This window comes from Streptomyces sp. CNT360 (genome assembly GCF_000424785.1).
This window is the reverse complement of record NZ_AUKO01000031.1, coordinates 17,085-31,878: the sequence shown is the minus strand read 5'-3', so window position 1 is coordinate 31,878 and position 14,794 is coordinate 17,085. Positions and strand designations below refer to the sequence as shown.

The 14,794-nt window shown below is 74.0% G+C and carries 16 protein-coding genes and 1 pseudogene; 8 read left to right on the top strand and 9 right to left on the bottom strand.

Features of this window, described 5'->3' with window-relative positions:
* Nucleotides 1–58 precede the first annotated feature (58 nt).
* Entirely contained in the window at nt 59–931 is an 873-nt protein-coding gene (locus H297_RS0123010; RefSeq protein WP_027738973.1) for a DMT family transporter, read from the top strand.
* 49 nt (nt 932–980) lie between these two features.
* On the opposite strand, the gene H297_RS0123005 is transcribed toward H297_RS0123010, so the two are convergent.
* From H297_RS0123005 to H297_RS0122990, 4 genes and pseudogenes are all read right to left on the bottom strand, one after another.
* Complete coding sequence (locus H297_RS0123005) at nt 981–1,709, bottom strand: acyltransferase (protein WP_051352106.1); 729 nt, start codon at nt 1,707–1,709, stop codon at nt 981–983.
* Nucleotides 1,710–1,851: 142 nt separating this feature from the next.
* Nucleotides 1,852–2,400 carry a gamma carbonic anhydrase family protein gene (locus tag H297_RS0123000; RefSeq protein WP_027738971.1) on the bottom strand — a complete coding sequence of 183 codons (549 nt, stop codon included), beginning with the start codon at nt 2,398–2,400 and terminating at the stop codon, nt 1,852–1,854.
* A 434-nt stretch (nt 2,401–2,834) separates the two neighbouring features.
* Nucleotides 2,835–3,458 (bottom strand): annotated as a pseudogene (locus H297_RS37945) (DedA family protein); the annotation flags it as partial.
* A 119-nt stretch (nt 3,459–3,577) separates the two neighbouring features.
* Nucleotides 3,578–4,033, bottom strand: a complete 456-nt coding sequence (locus H297_RS0122990) for a DUF4442 domain-containing protein (RefSeq protein WP_027738970.1) — start codon at nt 4,031–4,033, stop codon at nt 3,578–3,580.
* A 147-nt stretch (nt 4,034–4,180) separates the two neighbouring features.
* Here H297_RS0122990 and H297_RS0122985 point away from each other — a divergent pair, with 147 nt between their 5' ends.
* Complete coding sequence (locus tag H297_RS0122985) at nt 4,181–5,323, top strand: DUF8017 domain-containing protein (RefSeq protein WP_027738969.1); 1,143 nt, start codon at nt 4,181–4,183, stop codon at nt 5,321–5,323.
* A gap of 57 nt (nt 5,324–5,380) precedes the next feature.
* Here the strand turns inward: H297_RS0122985 and H297_RS0122980 are convergent, their stop codons facing one another.
* Entirely contained in the window at nt 5,381–6,172 is a 792-nt protein-coding gene (locus H297_RS0122980; RefSeq protein ID WP_051352105.1) for a fused MFS/spermidine synthase, read from the bottom strand.
* Between the two features lie 92 nt (nt 6,173–6,264).
* Nucleotides 6,265–6,885: a GTP-binding protein gene (locus H297_RS37940; RefSeq protein WP_064744862.1), complete on the bottom strand. Its 621-nt coding sequence runs from the start codon at nt 6,883–6,885 to the stop codon at nt 6,265–6,267.
* Nucleotides 6,886–7,303: 418 nt separating this feature from the next.
* On the opposite strand from H297_RS37940, the gene H297_RS37935 reads away from it, so the two are divergent.
* Nucleotides 7,304–8,128: a TVP38/TMEM64 family protein gene (locus H297_RS37935; protein WP_078514476.1), complete on the top strand. Its 825-nt coding sequence runs from the start codon at nt 7,304–7,306 to the stop codon at nt 8,126–8,128.
* The gene (locus tag H297_RS0122960; RefSeq protein WP_027738967.1) at nt 8,083–8,955 is read left to right on the top strand and encodes an undecaprenyl-diphosphate phosphatase; all 873 of its coding nucleotides are present in this window, start codon (nt 8,083–8,085) and stop codon (nt 8,953–8,955) included. The genes H297_RS37935 and H297_RS0122960 overlap by 46 nt, the downstream gene beginning before the upstream one ends.
* 78 nt (nt 8,956–9,033) lie before the next feature.
* Here H297_RS0122960 and H297_RS0122955 read toward each other — a convergent pair whose 3' ends face one another.
* Nucleotides 9,034–9,273: a hypothetical protein gene (locus tag H297_RS0122955; RefSeq protein WP_027738966.1), complete on the bottom strand. Its 240-nt coding sequence runs from the start codon at nt 9,271–9,273 to the stop codon at nt 9,034–9,036.
* A gap of 201 nt (nt 9,274–9,474) precedes the next feature.
* On the bottom strand, nt 9,475–9,762 hold the full coding sequence (locus tag H297_RS44515) for a DUF6011 domain-containing protein (RefSeq protein WP_486589631.1): 288 nt from the start codon (nt 9,760–9,762) through the stop codon (nt 9,475–9,477).
* Between the two features lie 161 nt (nt 9,763–9,923).
* Here H297_RS44515 and H297_RS0122945 point away from each other — a divergent pair, with 161 nt between their 5' ends.
* From H297_RS0122945 to lnt, 4 genes are all read left to right on the top strand, one after another.
* Nucleotides 9,924–10,169, top strand: a complete 246-nt coding sequence (locus H297_RS0122945; protein ID WP_027738964.1) for a chaplin — start codon at nt 9,924–9,926, stop codon at nt 10,167–10,169.
* Between the two features lie 189 nt (nt 10,170–10,358).
* Complete coding sequence (locus H297_RS0122940; protein WP_027738963.1) at nt 10,359–10,634, top strand: hypothetical protein; 276 nt, start codon at nt 10,359–10,361, stop codon at nt 10,632–10,634.
* A 266-nt stretch (nt 10,635–10,900) separates the two neighbouring features.
* A complete protein-coding gene (locus H297_RS37930) occupies nt 10,901–12,046 on the top strand; it encodes a DMT family transporter (RefSeq protein ID WP_078514474.1) in 1,146 nt (381 codons plus the stop codon).
* A gap of 219 nt (nt 12,047–12,265) precedes the next feature.
* Entirely contained in the window at nt 12,266–13,831 is a 1,566-nt protein-coding gene (lnt, locus tag H297_RS0122930) for an apolipoprotein N-acyltransferase (RefSeq protein ID WP_027738962.1), read from the top strand.
* Here the strand turns inward: lnt and H297_RS0122925 are convergent.
* A complete protein-coding gene (locus H297_RS0122925) occupies nt 13,803–14,708 on the bottom strand; it encodes a Gfo/Idh/MocA family protein (RefSeq protein ID WP_027738961.1) in 906 nt (301 codons plus the stop codon). The two genes, lnt and H297_RS0122925, sit on opposite strands and share 29 nt — an antisense overlap.
* Nucleotides 14,709–14,794: the final 86 nt, after the last annotated feature.

Below are 14,794 nucleotides of genomic sequence, written 5' to 3'. Positions count from 1 at the left end.
TGCACTACGGTGTGCTGGACTTGAGTGTTCACCACACTGTACTGCGAGGGAATCCGCCGTGACCGCTGTCTTCGCCCTGGCCACCAGCCTCCTGTCGGGGCTGGCCGACTTCGGCGGCGGACTGCTCAGCAGACGTCTGCGCGAGCTGACCGTGGTCGTCGTCTCCCAGGGCGCGGCCTGCGCGGTACTGGCCGTCGTCGTGGCGGCCACGGGTGCCTGGAGCGATCTGGACGCCCGGCTGCTGTGGTGCGCGGTGGCGGCCGGCGCGATCGGCCCGTTGGCGATGCTGTGCTTCTACCGGGCGCTGGCCATCGGCCCGATGGGGGTGGTCTCCCCTGTTGCCACCCTGGGCAGCGTCGCGGTCCCGGTGGCGGTCGGCATGGTGCTGCACGGCGAGCGGCCCGGAATCCTCCAGGCGCTCGGCACCCTCGTCGCCGTCGCCGGTGTGGTGCTGGCCGGCGGGGTGGGTGGTGGTGGAGCCCCCGTCCAGCAGCGGACGATCCTGCTGACCCTCGTCTCCGCCTTCGGGTTCGGCGCAACGATGAGCCTGGTGGCCGAGGCCTCCACCACGGTCGCCGGGCTCTTTCTCACGCTGTTCGTGCAACGGGTCGTCAACGTCGTCGTGGGCGGTGGGGCGCTGTACGTCTCGGTGCGGCGGGGCGTCCCCGCGCTGCCGGAGGCGGGGGCGCGGGCGGTGTGGTCGTCGCTGCCCGCGCTCGCCTTCGTCGGGCTCGCGGACGTCGCCGCCAACGGCACCTACGCGGTCGCGGCGCAGAACGGGCCCGTGACCGTCGCCGCCGTGCTGGCCTCGCTCTACCCCGTGGTGACCGCGCTGGCCGCGCGGAGCGTACTGCACGAACGGCTGCGCGCACTCCAGACCGTCGGGGCCGGACTGGCCCTGCTGGGCACCGTGCTGCTCGCCTCGGGCTGACGGCTCCTCCCCCACGCCGCGGAGAGCTTCCGCAGTCCGGGGGAGAGGGTCACGGTTCCGCCTGGACCCCGGGCTGCTCGGGCAGTTCGGGCAGTTCGGCCAATGCCGCCAGCTCCTGGGAGGTGACCCCCTCGGGGACGGGCACGGGCGGCGGGGTACGCAGCGGTGGCTGCCAGCCCGCCTCCGGGTCCAGCCGGCGCACCACCCTCGCCGGGGCCCCGGCCACCACGGCGTGGTCGGGCACCTTCCCCCGCACCACCGCGCCGGCCGCCACGACGACGTTCCGGCCCAGCTTCGCGCCGGGCAGGACGACCGCCCCAGCGCCGATCCAGCTCCCGGCGCCGATCTCCACCGGTGCCGTCCGGGGCCACTGCTTGCCGACGGGCCGGGCGGGGTCGTCGTAGGAGTGGTTGGTGGAGGTGATGTAGACGTACGGGCCGCAGAACACGTCGTCCCCGATGCACACCCGGGTGTCCGCGATGACGTGGCTCCCCCGCCCCAGGACCACGCCGTTGCCCAGCCGCAGCACGGTCTGAGGGCCGAGGTCGAGATCGGGCATCATCCCTGCGGTCAGCGTCACGTCCTGGCCGACGATGCAGTGGTCGCCCAACTCGATCCACCGCGTGCCGAACAGGGTGCCCTGCGGGAAGGCCAGCCGGGTGCCGGTCCCGATCCGGCGGAACGCGTACGGCCCGGGGCGCCGCGCGGTGACGGCCCCGGCCCGCTGGGCCCGCCGCCAGAGGCCGTGCACCAGGCGGGAGGTGACGGACGAGAACATGTTCTGGATCGATGGCACGCCGTCACGGTAGCGCCCGCGCGGACCGCCGCCCCGGGTGAGGTTCCTCACGGGTAACCCTGCGGAACGGGCCACCGCGGGCGACGGACAGCCTCGTGCCGCGGACACCCCGCGCGCGTACGGCTCAGGAGTCGCCGCGTCCCTGGCCGGTGACCGCCTCCCGGTGCTGCTCGGCGAGGTCGACATAGACGGCCGCGTTGAACCGGACGCCTTCGCGCTCCTCCTCTGTCAGCTCCCGCCGCACCTTGCCCGGGACACCCGCCACCAGCGAACCGGGCGGGACGACCATCCCCTGCGGGACGAGGGTCTGGGCCGCGACCAGCGAGCCCGTACCGATGTGCGCGCCGTTGAGAACGGTCGCCCCCATGCCGATGAGGACGTCGTCCTCCACGGTGCAGCCGTGCAGGACGGCGTTGTGCCCGACAGTGACACCGGCTCCGATCGTCACGGGGAAGCCGGGATCGCCGTGGACGGTGCAGTTGTCCTGCACGTTGCTGCCCTCGCCCAGCACGATCGGCCCGGCGTCGGCCCGCAGCACGGCGCCGTACCACAGGCTCGACCCGGCGGCCATGGTGACCTCACCGGCGACCACCGAGGTGGGCGCGTGGAACGCCTTCGGGTCCAGCCGGGGCTCCCGCCCGCCGACGGTCACGGTCAGTCCTCGCTCTGCCACGGCGCTCTCCGCTTCACGTTCCGTACCGCTGCTCATCCGTCTCGTCCCCGCTTAGGCTCCGACGCCCGGGCCGCCTTTTGCGGACGTACCCCGCCACGGCTTCCCGGCACGGATCCGCCCCCGCCCGGTGACTCCGGTCCCGGCCTGGACCTGGGCCTCGGCCTCGGCCTCGGCCTCGGCGGAACCTACTCCCCCGCCGCAGCCGGGGTCGACGCCGTCGTACCGGTCGGCCCGGGCGCCGCCTCACCGGCCACACCGGCCGACTCGGCAGCCGGGTCGTCCATCCGCCCCGTAGCCGGAGCACCGTCGACGGCCGACTCCCCGCCGGTCGTGGCGGTCGCCGTGACGGTGTCCGTGGCGGCGACCGCGTCCGGGGCCGGACGTCCCGCACCCGTGCCCGGGCCGTCCGGCGTCGCACCCCCGGCCTCGGCGGCCTCGGCGGATTCCGCGGAGGCGGCGGCCGCGGCCGAGCGGCGCTTGACGACCAGCATGGAGACGACGCCGATCAGCACGGCGACGACCAGCCCCAGCCACGAGAACCGCTTGAGCCACGCCTCGGCGACGATGCCGACGTAGTAGATGACGGCCGTGGTGCCCCCGGCCCAGACCGCGCCGCCCAGCACGTTCGCCGTCAGGAACTTCCAGTACGGCATCTTCAGCACACCCGCGAGGGGCCCGGCGAAGATGCGCAGCAGGGCGATGAAGCGCCCGAAGAAGACCGCCCACATGCCCCAGCGCTGGAAGGACTGCTCGGCGGTGGCGACATGCGCGGGCCCGAAGTGCTTGGGGAATCTTCTGCCCAGCCACTCCAGCAGCGGCTTGCCGCCCTTGCGGCCGATGCCGTAGCCGATCGAGTCGCCGACGATGGCCCCGACGGTGGCGCTCAGCCCCAGGACGACCGGGTCGATGTGGCCCTGCTGCGAGGCGAGCAGCGCGGAGCTGACCAGGACGATCTCGCCCGGGAGCGGGATTCCCAGGCTCTCCAGACCGATGACGACCCCCACCAGGAGGTACACGCTGACGGCCGGGATGTGCTCCAGCCACTCCTGGACGTGCAACTAGGGCTTCCTCTCACGGCGTTCGGGCTCGTTTTCGGAAGCCTACTCGACCGGCCCGGCGAGGCGTGCGCACAGGGTCGCGTGGAACCGCGCACACTGCCGCCGGGCCGGGCAGGGAGTCAGCCGTTCGGCCGCAGCGTCCACACGATGGTCATCTCGCCGGTGACGGCGCCGTCCGCCCTGGTGATGGCCACGTGCACGGGGAACTCGGGACGCTCGCCCCGGTCGAGCTCGGCGACGACCTCGGCGACCGGGCGGCCGAGTTCCGCGGTGGCGGTGACGACACCCTTGGCCAGCTTCTTGAAGTCCATCTCCACATGGACCGGCAGCGGCACCGCCCGGGAGAGCTCGTCCGCGAAGGCCGCGAGGGTCACCGCTCCGCTCGCGGACTCGGCGAGGGTGAACATGGCACCCGCGTGCGGGCCGCCCACATGGTTGTGGAACTCGCTCTGGTCCGGCAGCGAGACGACGACCCGCTCGGGCGAGGTCTCCAGGTATGTGAGGTTCAGGGTGCGGGCCATCGGCACGGATGCCGTCATCATTGCGCCTATGTCCGGCTGTGACTCTGTCGTCATACCCGCACGTTACCACCGAGTAACCATCGGGGGTGCGGGGCTTCACCCCCGGCTCCGCGTACGGCGGGCGCCTGCCAGGTAGCAGGTCCGTACCGATCGGAGGGCGCCCGTGGCCCCCGCACCGGGCGCACCATAGGCTTACCGGCCATGTGGCCAGGACAGCAACAGCCCGGGGGCGAGCAGAACCCGGGGCAGCCGAACCCGTATCAGCAGCCGGGTTATGGACAGCCGAACCCCTATCAGCAGCCCGCGGCTCAGCCCGGGTACGGCCAGCAGCCGGGCCAGCCCGGTCAGCCGGCTCAGCCGGGCTACGGGCAGCAGCCTGCGGGCGGGTCCGGTTACGGGCAGCAGCCTGCTCAGCCGGGTTACGGGCAGCAGACCGGAGGGCAGCCCCCGTATCCGTACGGCCAGCAGCCGGGCGGCCCCGGCTCCGGCCAGTGGGGTCCGGCCAGTGCTCCGGGGAGCCCGCAGTCACCCAACGGCGGCGGGGGAAACCGGAAGAGGACGGTCGTCATCTCGATCGTCGCGGCGGTCGCCGTCATCGCGGCGGCGGTGACGGGCGTCGTGGTCTTCACGGGCGACGACGGGGACGGCAAGAAGGACGAGGCCGGCAAGTCCTCTTCACCCACCGTCAAGGAGAAGCCCGACAAGACGGGGAAGACCGACCCGGGCGGGGGCGGCGGCGCGTCCGAGGACCCCTCCGAGCCGGTGGTCCCCGGCTGGCAGACCGTCGTCAACCCCAAGTGGTACTCCGCCTTCGACGTGCCCGACAACGACGACTGGACGGTGGCGAGCCAGGGCACCATCACCGGCTTCGAGGACGACAAGGGCAAGGTCCTGGTCGCCATGTCGGCACCCGCCCACTACAAGGACAACTGGTGCGACGAGGCCACCCGCGCCTCCGTCGGCACCAAGGGCGGGCAGGGCTCGAAGAACACCAAGGAGGCCTCGAAGATAGCCGCCGAGAACTTCGCGATCGCCGGCTACGACCAGAAGCAGAAGGGGGACCTCAAGGTCTCCGGGCCCAAGGCGTTCGAGAACAAGCACGGCATCAAGGGGCACACGGCCACCGCCAAGATCACCGGCGCGCCCAAGGACGACAAGTGCACCACGAGCGCCGGCAAGGTCGTCACCGTGTCGTGGATCAACAGCAACGGCGACCTGGCCATCTTCGTGCTGTACACCGACGCGGGTGTCAAGGACGAGCTCTCGGACGCCACCATCAAGAAGATCACCGGCAGCCTCCGTACCTACGAGGCACCCGGCGGCAGACAGGAACCGCGCGGCTGAGCCGCCCCGCCTCCGCGTCTTCCGCGTCGCGGTGTCCAGGCCCCCAGGACGGCGCCCTCAGCCGATGCTGAAGGCGCCGTCCGGCGGTTCGGGTGAGGGCACGGCATCGCCGTCCTCCACCGGGCGGGCACCCGGGGCGAGCCGGGCCAGTGCCGCTCCGTGCTCCACCCGCGCGGGAAAGGGGTCGGCCGCGCAGCGCCGGGCCAGCTCGTCCAAGGGCTGCTCGGCGCGTGAGGCGAGCAGCACCAGGTTTCCGAACCGGCGCCCGCGCAGCACCGCGGGCTCCGCGAGGAGCGCGAGGTGCGGGAAGACCTCGGCGAAGGTCGCAAGTTGCGAGCCGAGGAACCGGAACGGCGTGGCGTCGGCGAGGTTGGCCACGTGGACGCCGCCGGGCCGCAGCACCCGCGCTGCCTGGCGGGCGTAGGAGAGCGTGGTGAGGTGGGCGGGCATCCGCGCGCCCCCGTACACGTCGGAGACGACGACGTCGGCGCAGGACTCGGCGCAGGACTCCAACAGCGCCCGCCCGTCGGTCGCCTCCACCCGGATGTCCGCGCCCGTCGGCAGCGGCAGGTACGCGGTGACGAAGGCCGCCAGCTCGGCGTCCGGCTCGGCCACCCGCTGGCGGGACCCTGGCCGGGTCGCGGCCAGGTAGCGCGGCAGGGTCAGGGCGCCGCCGCCCAGGTGCAGGGCGTCCAGCGGTGCTCCGGGCGGCGCCAGCACGTCCAGGAGGTGGCCGACACGGCGCGCGTACTCGAACTCCAGATGCTCGGGAGCGTCGAGGTCGACGTAGGACTGCGGGGCGCCGTCCACGGTCAGCAGCCAGGCGCGGCGCCGGTCGATGTCCGGCATCAGCTTGGCCGCGCCTCCGGCGACGGTTCGGGTGCGGGGTATCGGCTCCCCGCCGGTCTCGGTGTCCACCGCCCCATTGTGCGACGGCGCGCTCAGCGGGCTCCCGCGCAGGGCCCGGAGGACCCGCGCTCCCCGTCCGCCGCCCCGCTGCCCGGGCCGGCGCCGGGCAGCGGAACGTAGGTGTCGACGGCGTCCAGCAGGGCCTCGATCGCGCCCTGCCAGCGCGGGTCGCCCTCCAGCGCGCGGCGGGCGGAGACCCAAACGAACGGCAGCGTCTCCCCCGCGTACCCGTGCGCGCTCAGCAGGGCCCGCACCTCGCACTCCACCAGCTCGGTCAGCTCCTCCCTGCCCTCTTCCGCCATGGTGGCAGCGACGACGAGGGGCAGGCGGGCCGCGCGGCACGCACGTACGACCTGCTCGGCCGCGCCGGGCCGCGCCCCGTCCACGACGGAGACGACCAGTACGGCACCGTCCAGACGGACCGGCTCGCCTGTCGCCTCGTCGAGCACGGTGGCCGGGTCGTCGAGCACGGTGCAGCGCCGGGTGTCGGTGGCGTACCGGTAGCGGCCACGGGCCGGGTCCGCGGCATCCTGCGAGGGACAGGGCCGGGCTGCCGCCAACGCCCTGGCGAGTGTCGTCCTGCCGTGGCCGCGGGGGCCCAGTGTGCCGAGGATCAGATGCGGGAGCGGGTACGGACGGGTGTACGCGGACACGGGTGCCCTCCTGGACCGGTGCGGGACGGAAAAGCGGGACCCCTGGAGAGGACCGGCCCTGCACCCGCGGGGTCCTCGGAGCGGTCCGGGGAGGGTCAGCGTCGGCGGCCGCGAGTGCCGCACAAGGAGGGGCGGACACACACGCCCCCGGTCAGGAAGGCGGCAGCGCTCGGAGGGGCCGGGACCACGGCCTCGGGCACCACGACGAGCTGCCGGAACACCGATCGATCATCGCTGAGCCGACTGCCGCCCGTCGAACGGTTTTCGTCCGGCTTCGCGCCGAAGCGGTGCGGTAGCCGTCGGCGCAGGTGGACACGGGGGTGTACGGCAGGCGAACACCGGCCCGCAGAGGGATCTTCCGGACTTTCCAGCCCTCTTCGAACGGCGGAGGGACCGGTTCGTCGGTTACGCTCCCCACGTGCCCGTCCCCGCCACCCAGCCAGACGGACTCCCCGGCCGTCTCGCCCAGACGCTGCTGTCACCCTGGTCCCGCCTCGCCCTCCTCGCCGTACTCCTGTCCGGCGCGGCCACGGCGATGCTGCTGTACGAGCCCCAGCGCCTGCTCTCCCACGGCTGGCCGCCCCAGGTCGCGGGCGGAGCGGCCGTCGCCCTCTTCGGCGCCGCCTACGGGCTGTGCACGGCGGCGTTCGTGCCACGGCCCGTGCTCAACGTCGCGGCGGGTGTCCTCTTCGGCGCCCAGGCGGGCACCTTCTCGGCGACGGCCGGGACGGTGATCGGCGCGGGTATCGCCTTCGGGCTCGGGCGGCTGCTGGGCCAGGACGCACTGCGCACCCTGCTGCGCGGGCGCTGGATGACGGCGGCCGACCGGCAGTTGAGCAAGCACGGCTTCCGCTCCATGCTGGTGATCAGACTGCTGCCCGGGGTGCCGTTCGCGGCCTCCAACTACGGCGCGGCCGTCTCGCGGATGCGCTGGGTCGCCTTTCTGGCGGCGACCGCCGTGGGGTCCGTCCCCAACACCGCGGCGTACGTCATCGCCGGCTCCAGTGCGGCCACCCCCACCTCGCCGGTCTTCCTGGCCTCCTTCGGCTTCATCGCGCTGTCCGGGCTGGCCGGGGCCGTCTTCGCCTGGCGCAAGCGGGCCCACCTGCGCCGCTCCGCACGCCGGGCCGAAGCACCGGACCACCGCCCGGGCGCCACAGCCGACACCGACCACCACAGGGACGAGCCCCACCACAGATGTCTTGGTTTGAATCCTTCGTCCTCGGCCTCGTCCAGGGACTGACCGAGTTCCTCCCCATCTCCTCCAGCGCCCATCTGCGGCTCGTGGCCGCGTTCGCGGGCTGGCAGGACCCTGGAGCCGCGTTCACCGCCGTCACCCAGATCGGTACCGAGGCGGCGGTGCTCATCTTCTTCCGCAAGGACATCGGGCGGATCCTGGCGGCCTGGTTCCGCTCGCTGTACAGCCGCGAGGCCAGGCGCGACCACAACGCCCGGACGGGCTGGCTCGTCATCGTCGGCTCCCTGCCGATCGGCGTCCTGGGGCTGGCCTTCAAGGATCAGATCGAGGGGCCGTTCCGCGACCTGCGCCTGATCGCCACCACCCTGATCGCGCTGGGCGTCATCCTGGGCATCGCCGACCGGATGGCCGCCCGGGAAGCGGCGGGAGGCCGGCACCGGGCCCGGCGGGAGCGCAAGTCCCTCGAACAGCTCAGCGTCCGCGACGGTCTGCTCTACGGCTGCGCGCAGGCCCTGGCGCTGATTCCCGGCGTCTCCCGCTCCGGAGCCACCATCAGCGGCGGCCTGTTCATGGGGTACCGGCGGGAGGCGGCGGCCCGCTACTCGTTCCTGTTGGCGGTCCCGGCGGTGCTCGCCTCGGGCCTGTTCGAACTCGCGGACATCGGCGAGGGGCACGTCTCGTGGGGCCCCACCCTGTTCGCCACCGTGCTGGCGTTCGGGGTGGCCTACCTGGTCATCGCATGGTTCATGCGCTACATCTCGCAGCGAAGCTTCATGCCCTTCGTCATCTACCGCATCCTGCTGGGGCTTGCCCTGTTCGCCCTGATCGCGGGCGGAGTGCTCAGCCCGCACGCGGGCCAGTCGGTGGGCTGAGCCGCTGCCGGGGACGGTACGCGCACGGCACCACCCGAACGGGCCACGGGCCGCGCCGGCACCTGACAGGACCGGCCGTCAGCGCTGATCGGCGCGGGCCTGAGCGCGCCGGCGGCGCAGTACCAGCAGGTCGACGGCGGCACCGAGCGCGAGCGCCGCGCAGACGCCGGCCAGCACGCTGAGCAGCCGGTCGCTGGGCGAGCTGTGCGGACCGGAGGAGACGGCCCACCAGGCGAAGAGCGCGGCCGCCGCGGCGAAGAGCGGCACTCCGACGGAGGACAGCACCGTGCGCAGCCACAGATCGCTGCGTGCGGTCACCGGTTCCGTTCCCGAGCGGGCACGGCGGCCGGGGCGGGGAGGATCGCGCCGGTCGCGGCCGGGCTGCGGTGGCTGGGACACGGGGTTCGCCTTTCGCCAGGTCTCGGGGAAGACGCTCGCCGGGTGGCGGCCCGCACCATGATTGCCACAACGTGCGGGCGATGCCCGCGGACGCGCCCGGCCCGGGGGCCCGCCACCCGCTCACAGTCCCGGCAGGGTCTCCTGATCGACCTCGTGCCGGGGCGGTGCGGGCGCGGTGCGCACGGCCAGCTTGTGGCGGCAGTCGGGCCCCAGCCCCCAGATGCGGGAGGCGCGGTCACGCAGCGGCTGGCCGCACATCCGGCACAACACGCGCCGCCCGGGCACCGGTTCGCTGCCGGGCAGGGCGTCCGCCGGATCCTCGTCCGCGGCGGCCGGTACGGCTGTCGGGCCGACGCCCCGCTCGTCGTCCGCCGCGTTCCCGCCGGCGGCGGTGTCCGCTCCGTCCATGCGTGCCCCCTTCCCCCTGCGTCCCCGTGCCTCCCGTGCGCCTCGGCACGCACCGTACCAGCGCCGGCACTCGCCCGGAGTAGCCCGAAATGCGCTTCCCGCACCGGGGCATCCACGGTGGGTTGTGGAGACAACAGCTACCCCTTCTCTCGGGAGCGAACATGCGTATTCGTACAGCCATCGCCGCCGGCGCCCTCGGCGCCCTCGCCCTGGTCGGCTCCACCACCGGGACGGCGCTCGCCAGTGGACACGACCCGGGCCCCGTCGGGGTCACCGGCAACTCGCCCGGTGTGCTCTCCGGCGACAACGTCCAGATCCCGGTGAAGGTCGGCGCGAACGTCTGCGGCAACCCGATCCTGCTGCCGCTGCTGAGCCCGGCTGCCCAGAACGCCTGCAAGAACCAGTGACCCCACAGGCGGTCGGGTGATCCGGCACGTCGGCCGTCGGACCCCGTCGCCCGCTCACGCGGGCGGCGGGGTTCCGTCGTGCGGGGCACGGCTCACCCGTACCGCTGCGTTCCCCGGCGGCGGGGCGGTCGTCCTGCGCGCGCCGGTGACGGTTGTGCCGCATGGGGCGCCGGCTGCCACACTGGCCGCATGGAGAACTTCTACCGCGGCCCCGCGATCCTGCTGACCGGAGCCTCCGAGGTGCCTGTCGACGCCGCGCTGTTCACCGAGGCGGCCGGACCCGAGACCGCCTGGTCCGGCACCATCAGGCCGGAAGGCAGTGAGCCGCTGTGGGTCGAACTGGAGGGCGACACCGCTCGGCTGCGGCTCGCCGACGGGCGCGAGGGCCGGATCACCATTCTGGGCAGCGGCTTCGGCACGGTCCAGGTCTCGGGCGAAGGGCCCCTCCCCGCGCCCCGGCCCTGACGGAGGCTCCGGCGCGCCGACTCCGACCGGGCTCCGGCGCGGCTGCCACTGCGGACACCGCCCCGTCACCGTCCGGCCTTCCTCGAAAACCGCCCTCTCCTGCCCTTTCGCCTCATGGCCGCGTCACCTGCCAGGTGGACACGGGGCCGAGTCGTACTCCGCTGGCTGTACGTCAAGACGAGCCTGACAGGTGACGACAGGTCACCGGGTCCGAGGGATCGTTGAGGCATGAACGCGATGGGCAACCCCGGTCGGACGGGCCGGACATGAGCGCGCTGACTGCCTCCGTGCTGCTGTCCCTGGTCTCGGCGGTCAGCTATGCCCTGGCCGCGATCGTCCAGGAGCGGATCGCCTCGACGACCGCACCCGCCCGGTGGGGGCTGCTGCGCTCGGGCACCTGGTGGACGGCGGCAGCGCTCCAGGGAGCGGGCGCCCTGCTGCACGTGCTGGCGCTGGCGCTGGGCCCGTTGACGGTCGTGCAACCGCTCGGGGTCCTCACCCTCGTCCTCGCCGCGCCGATGGCCGCCCTGGTGAGCCGGCGGCCGGTCGCCCGCAGCACCTGGCGCGGCATCCTGCTGGTCTCCGCCGGGCTGGCCGGCATCCTGCTGCTGACCGGCGACCCGGGAGCCGGCGCGCTGCACGGCCCGGAGCAACTCGTGCTCGCCGGAGCCGTCCTGGGTGCGCTCGTGCTGCTGGTGGGCGTCGCCGGGGTCGTGGCACGCCGGGGCCACGGGCAGCCGGGACCCCGCGCACTGGCGCTGCGGAGCGTGGTGCTGGCGCTGGCCGCCGGGGTGGCCTACGGGGCGGCCTCCGTCTTCGTCAAGAGCCTGGCAGACCGGTGGACGTCCGCCCCGCTGGTCGTCTCGGTTCCGCTGACCGTGCTGACGGTCGCGCTGGCGGCTGCCGGGCTCGCCACCTCGCAGGCCTCCTATCGGGGCGGCGGACTGGCCACTCCCCTGGCGACGGCCACGGTCGCCAATCCGGTGGTCGCGGCGGCGGCCGGCATCGTCCTGCTGGACGAGGGCTTCCTGTACGGCACGAGCGGCGCCCTCCTGGCGGCGGCCGCCGGAGTGGTGGCCACATGGGGGCTGGCCGCGCTCACGGCCGACAGCGCGCGGCGCTCGAAGAGCTCGCCCGGTACACACTCCCCGGGCGAGCCGGAGTCCGCGGACGCGACGCCGACGGCCCCGGCCTGTGCCGTCCCGCCCCAGCCCGGCGGGGCAGAACCGTCAGGACCCCGCTTCGACGGCTCCGGTCGCTCACCGGGCACGGAGTCCGACACGGAGCGCGGCGGCCGTAAGGCGCGCCGGGGCAGGTCACGCGGGGGCGCCGGACGCGGGGTCGGCTCGCGGCGCTTCCCGGGGCCCCGCGGCTCCGTCCCGTCCGACCACCACCCGGTGCCGACGCCGTAAGAAGGGCGCCGGGGGCCGGTGCGAAGACGCGGGCGGACGAGCGCGGCGGACCGGACCGCCGGACGCGTACGGCGGAGCCACGCGAAGGACGCGCGCGGCGGGTGGCGGAGCCGAGTGCCTCGCCGGCCTCGTCATCTTCTCCCTCCTCCCGCACACTGGTGGCCTGGGCACCGGAACTGGAACTTCGGTGGCCCGAGCACCCGACGAAGGAGGCGGGGCATGCGTCCCCTCCCGGCTTCCCGCTGGGCGCGCTGGGTGTTTCCGCCGCTGGCGGGAGCCGTACCGGCACCGGCGTTCCCCGAGCCCGGGCTGTGGTGGCTGGCCTACGTGGCTCTGGTGCCGTGGCTGCTGCTCCTCCGTGCCGCCCCCTCCCCGCGGGCGGCCGCCCGCGTGGGCTGGCTGGGCGGGACGGGTTTCATGCTGGCCATGCACCACTGGCTGATGCCGAGCCTGCACGTGTTCATCGTCCTGCTCGCCGCGCTGCTGGGGCTGTTGTGGCTGCCCTGGGGCGTGCTGGTCCACCGGCTGCTCGCGGATCCGCTGCGCGGCGGCCGACTGGCGGCAGCCGTGGTGCTGGTGCCGTCCGGGTGGCTGCTGGCCGAACTGGTCCGCTCCTGGGAGTACCTGGGCGGGCCCTGGGGGCTGCTGGGGGCCAGCCAGTGGCAGGTGACGCCCGCGCTGCGGCTGGCGTCCGTGGGCGGCGTGTGGCTGGTGAGCTTCGTCGTGGTGGCGGTGAACACCGCGCTCGCCGTGCTGCTCTCGGCCCCTCGCGCCCGCCGGGCCGCGGCCGTCGCCCTGCTGGCCACGGCCGTCGTGACGGGCACGGTCTGGCTGTGGGCACCGCGCCCGCAGCCGGCGGGCGGGAGCCGGATCGCGGTGGTCCAGATCGGGGAGTCGTCCTCGCGTGCGGAGCGGCTCGCACGGGGCGAGGAGCTCACCCGCGAACTGGCCGGGCGCCGCCCCGACCTGGTGGTGTGGGGCGAGAGCAGCGTCGGCTACGACCTGTCAGGCCACCCGGGCCTGGTGCGCAGGCTCGCCGCGCTCTCCCGGCAGACGGGTGCGCCGCTGCTGGTCAACGTGGACTCGCGGCGCAGCGACCGGCCCGGCATCTTCAAGAGCGCGGTGCTTGTGGACGAGCACGGGCTGACAGGGCAGCGCTACGACAAGATGCGGCTGGTGCCCTTCGGCGAGTACGTCCCGGCGCGCTCGCTGCTGGGCTGGGCGACGTCGGTCGGGCGTGCGGCCGGGGAGGACCGGCAGCGGGGGCGGGCGCCGGTGGTGATGCGGGCCGACGGGCTGCGGTTCGGACCGCTGATCTGCTTCGAGACGGCCTTCCCCGACATGAGTCGGCACCTGGCCTCCGCGGGCGCCCGGGTCCTGGTGGCCCAGTCGTCCACGTCGACCTTCCAGCAGAGCTGGGCGCCCGAGCAGCACGCCTCCCTCGCCGCGCTGCGGGCCGCCGAGTCCGGCCGGCCCATGGTGCACGCGACGCTCACCGGGGTCAGCGCGCTCTTCGGCCCCGACGGGACACAGGCCGGGCAGCGGATGGGTACGGACGCCAGTGCGGTCACGGTCACCGACGTACCGCTTGCGCGCGGCACGACACTGTACGTGCGCCTGGGTGACTGGACGCCGAAGCTGGCGGTGACCGCGCTGGCGGGCTACCTCGCGCTGGCTGCGGCCCGTGCAGTGCGGGCACGGCGGCCCGGTGAGGGCCGCAACCGCGACGGGGACGGGCCCGGCAAGGGCGCGCCGGTCAGCCTGACTGCTCCTGTACGTCGTTGACCACCCGCTCGCACAGCTCGTGGGTACGCAGGGCGTCCTGCGCCGAAGGGGTCCGCCCGGCGCGTACGGCGTCGAGGAAGGCGAGGACGCACTGCTCGATGCCCCGCTGCCGGGCCACGGGCACCCAGTCGCCACGCCGGCGGACGCTGGGGACCCCCTTGTGGTCGAGCACGTCCGCCAGATCCCGTACCTCGCGCTTGGCGTCCCGGCCGGAGACCTCCAGCCGTTCCTCGGCCGAGCCGGAGAGCCGGTTCATGACACCCAGCGCGGTGAAACCCTCCCCGGCGAGCTGCAGCACGACATGGTGCAGCAGCCCCTCCCGTACCCGGGCCTGGACGGCGATGTGGTCGGGCTCGCCCGGCGCGAGGAAGCGGAGGGTGTCCACCACGTGGATGAAGTCGTCCAGGATCATCCGGCGCGGCTCCTCCGGAAGTCCCACCCGGTGCTTCTGCAGGAGGATCAGATCCCGCGGCAGCTCCAGGCACTGGGCGTAGCCGGGCGCCTGGCGCCTGTTGAAGCCGACGGTGAGGCCGGTACCCCGCCGTTCTGCCAGCTCGACCAGGGCGCGGGAGGTGGCCAGGTCGTAGGCGAGGGGCTTGTCGACGAAGGTGGGCACCCCCGCCTCCAGCAGCCCGCGCACCAGCGCGGGATGGGCGCTCGTGGCGGCGTGCACGAAAGCGGCGTCGGGGCGCGCGGCGAGCAACCCGTCGAGTCCGGTGTGACGTCGGGCGGCAGGCACCCGGTAGGCCCCGCCCAGCTCGTCGAGGACGGTGGCGGTCCGGGTGACCAGGTGCGGTTCCAGGCCCGGCTGGGCCATCAGCACCGGCAGGTACGCCTTCCGCGCGATGTCCCCAAGGCCGATGACACCTATCTTCACGCTTCCCCCTCGCTGCCGGTTCTCGGGCCCCCTCGCGGGGCGGGGCCGCTGTGGAGGCGGCCGTCGTGCACTGCGAGGCGGCCCCT

What these genes read in the sequence shown, in the direction of transcription:
- H297_RS0122960 (WP_027738967.1), top strand. Translation starts at nt 8,083, where the DNA reads ATGTCTTGGTTTGAATCCTTCGTCCTCGGCCTCGTCCAGGGACTGACC.
- H297_RS0122985 (WP_027738969.1), top strand. Translation starts at nt 4,181, where the DNA reads ATGTGGCCAGGACAGCAACAGCCCGGGGGCGAGCAGAACCCGGGGCAG.
- H297_RS0123005 (WP_051352106.1), bottom strand. Translation starts at nt 1,709, where the DNA reads ATGTTCTCGTCCGTCACCTCCCGCCTGGTGCACGGCCTCTGGCGGCGG.
- H297_RS37930 (WP_078514474.1), top strand. Translation starts at nt 10,901, where the DNA reads ATGAGCGCGCTGACTGCCTCCGTGCTGCTGTCCCTGGTCTCGGCGGTC.
- H297_RS44515 (WP_486589631.1), bottom strand. Translation starts at nt 9,762, where the DNA reads ATGGACGGAGCGGACACCGCCGCCGGCGGGAACGCGGCGGACGACGAG.
- H297_RS0122990 (WP_027738970.1), bottom strand. Translation starts at nt 4,033, where the DNA reads ATGACGACAGAGTCACAGCCGGACATAGGCGCAATGATGACGGCATCC.
- H297_RS0122980 (WP_051352105.1), bottom strand. Translation starts at nt 6,172, where the DNA reads ATGCCGGACATCGACCGGCGCCGCGCCTGGCTGCTGACCGTGGACGGC.
- H297_RS0122945 (WP_027738964.1), top strand. Translation starts at nt 9,924, where the DNA reads ATGCGTATTCGTACAGCCATCGCCGCCGGCGCCCTCGGCGCCCTCGCC.
- lnt (WP_027738962.1), top strand. Translation starts at nt 12,266, where the DNA reads ATGCGTCCCCTCCCGGCTTCCCGCTGGGCGCGCTGGGTGTTTCCGCCG.
- H297_RS0122940 (WP_027738963.1), top strand. Translation starts at nt 10,359, where the DNA reads ATGGAGAACTTCTACCGCGGCCCCGCGATCCTGCTGACCGGAGCCTCC.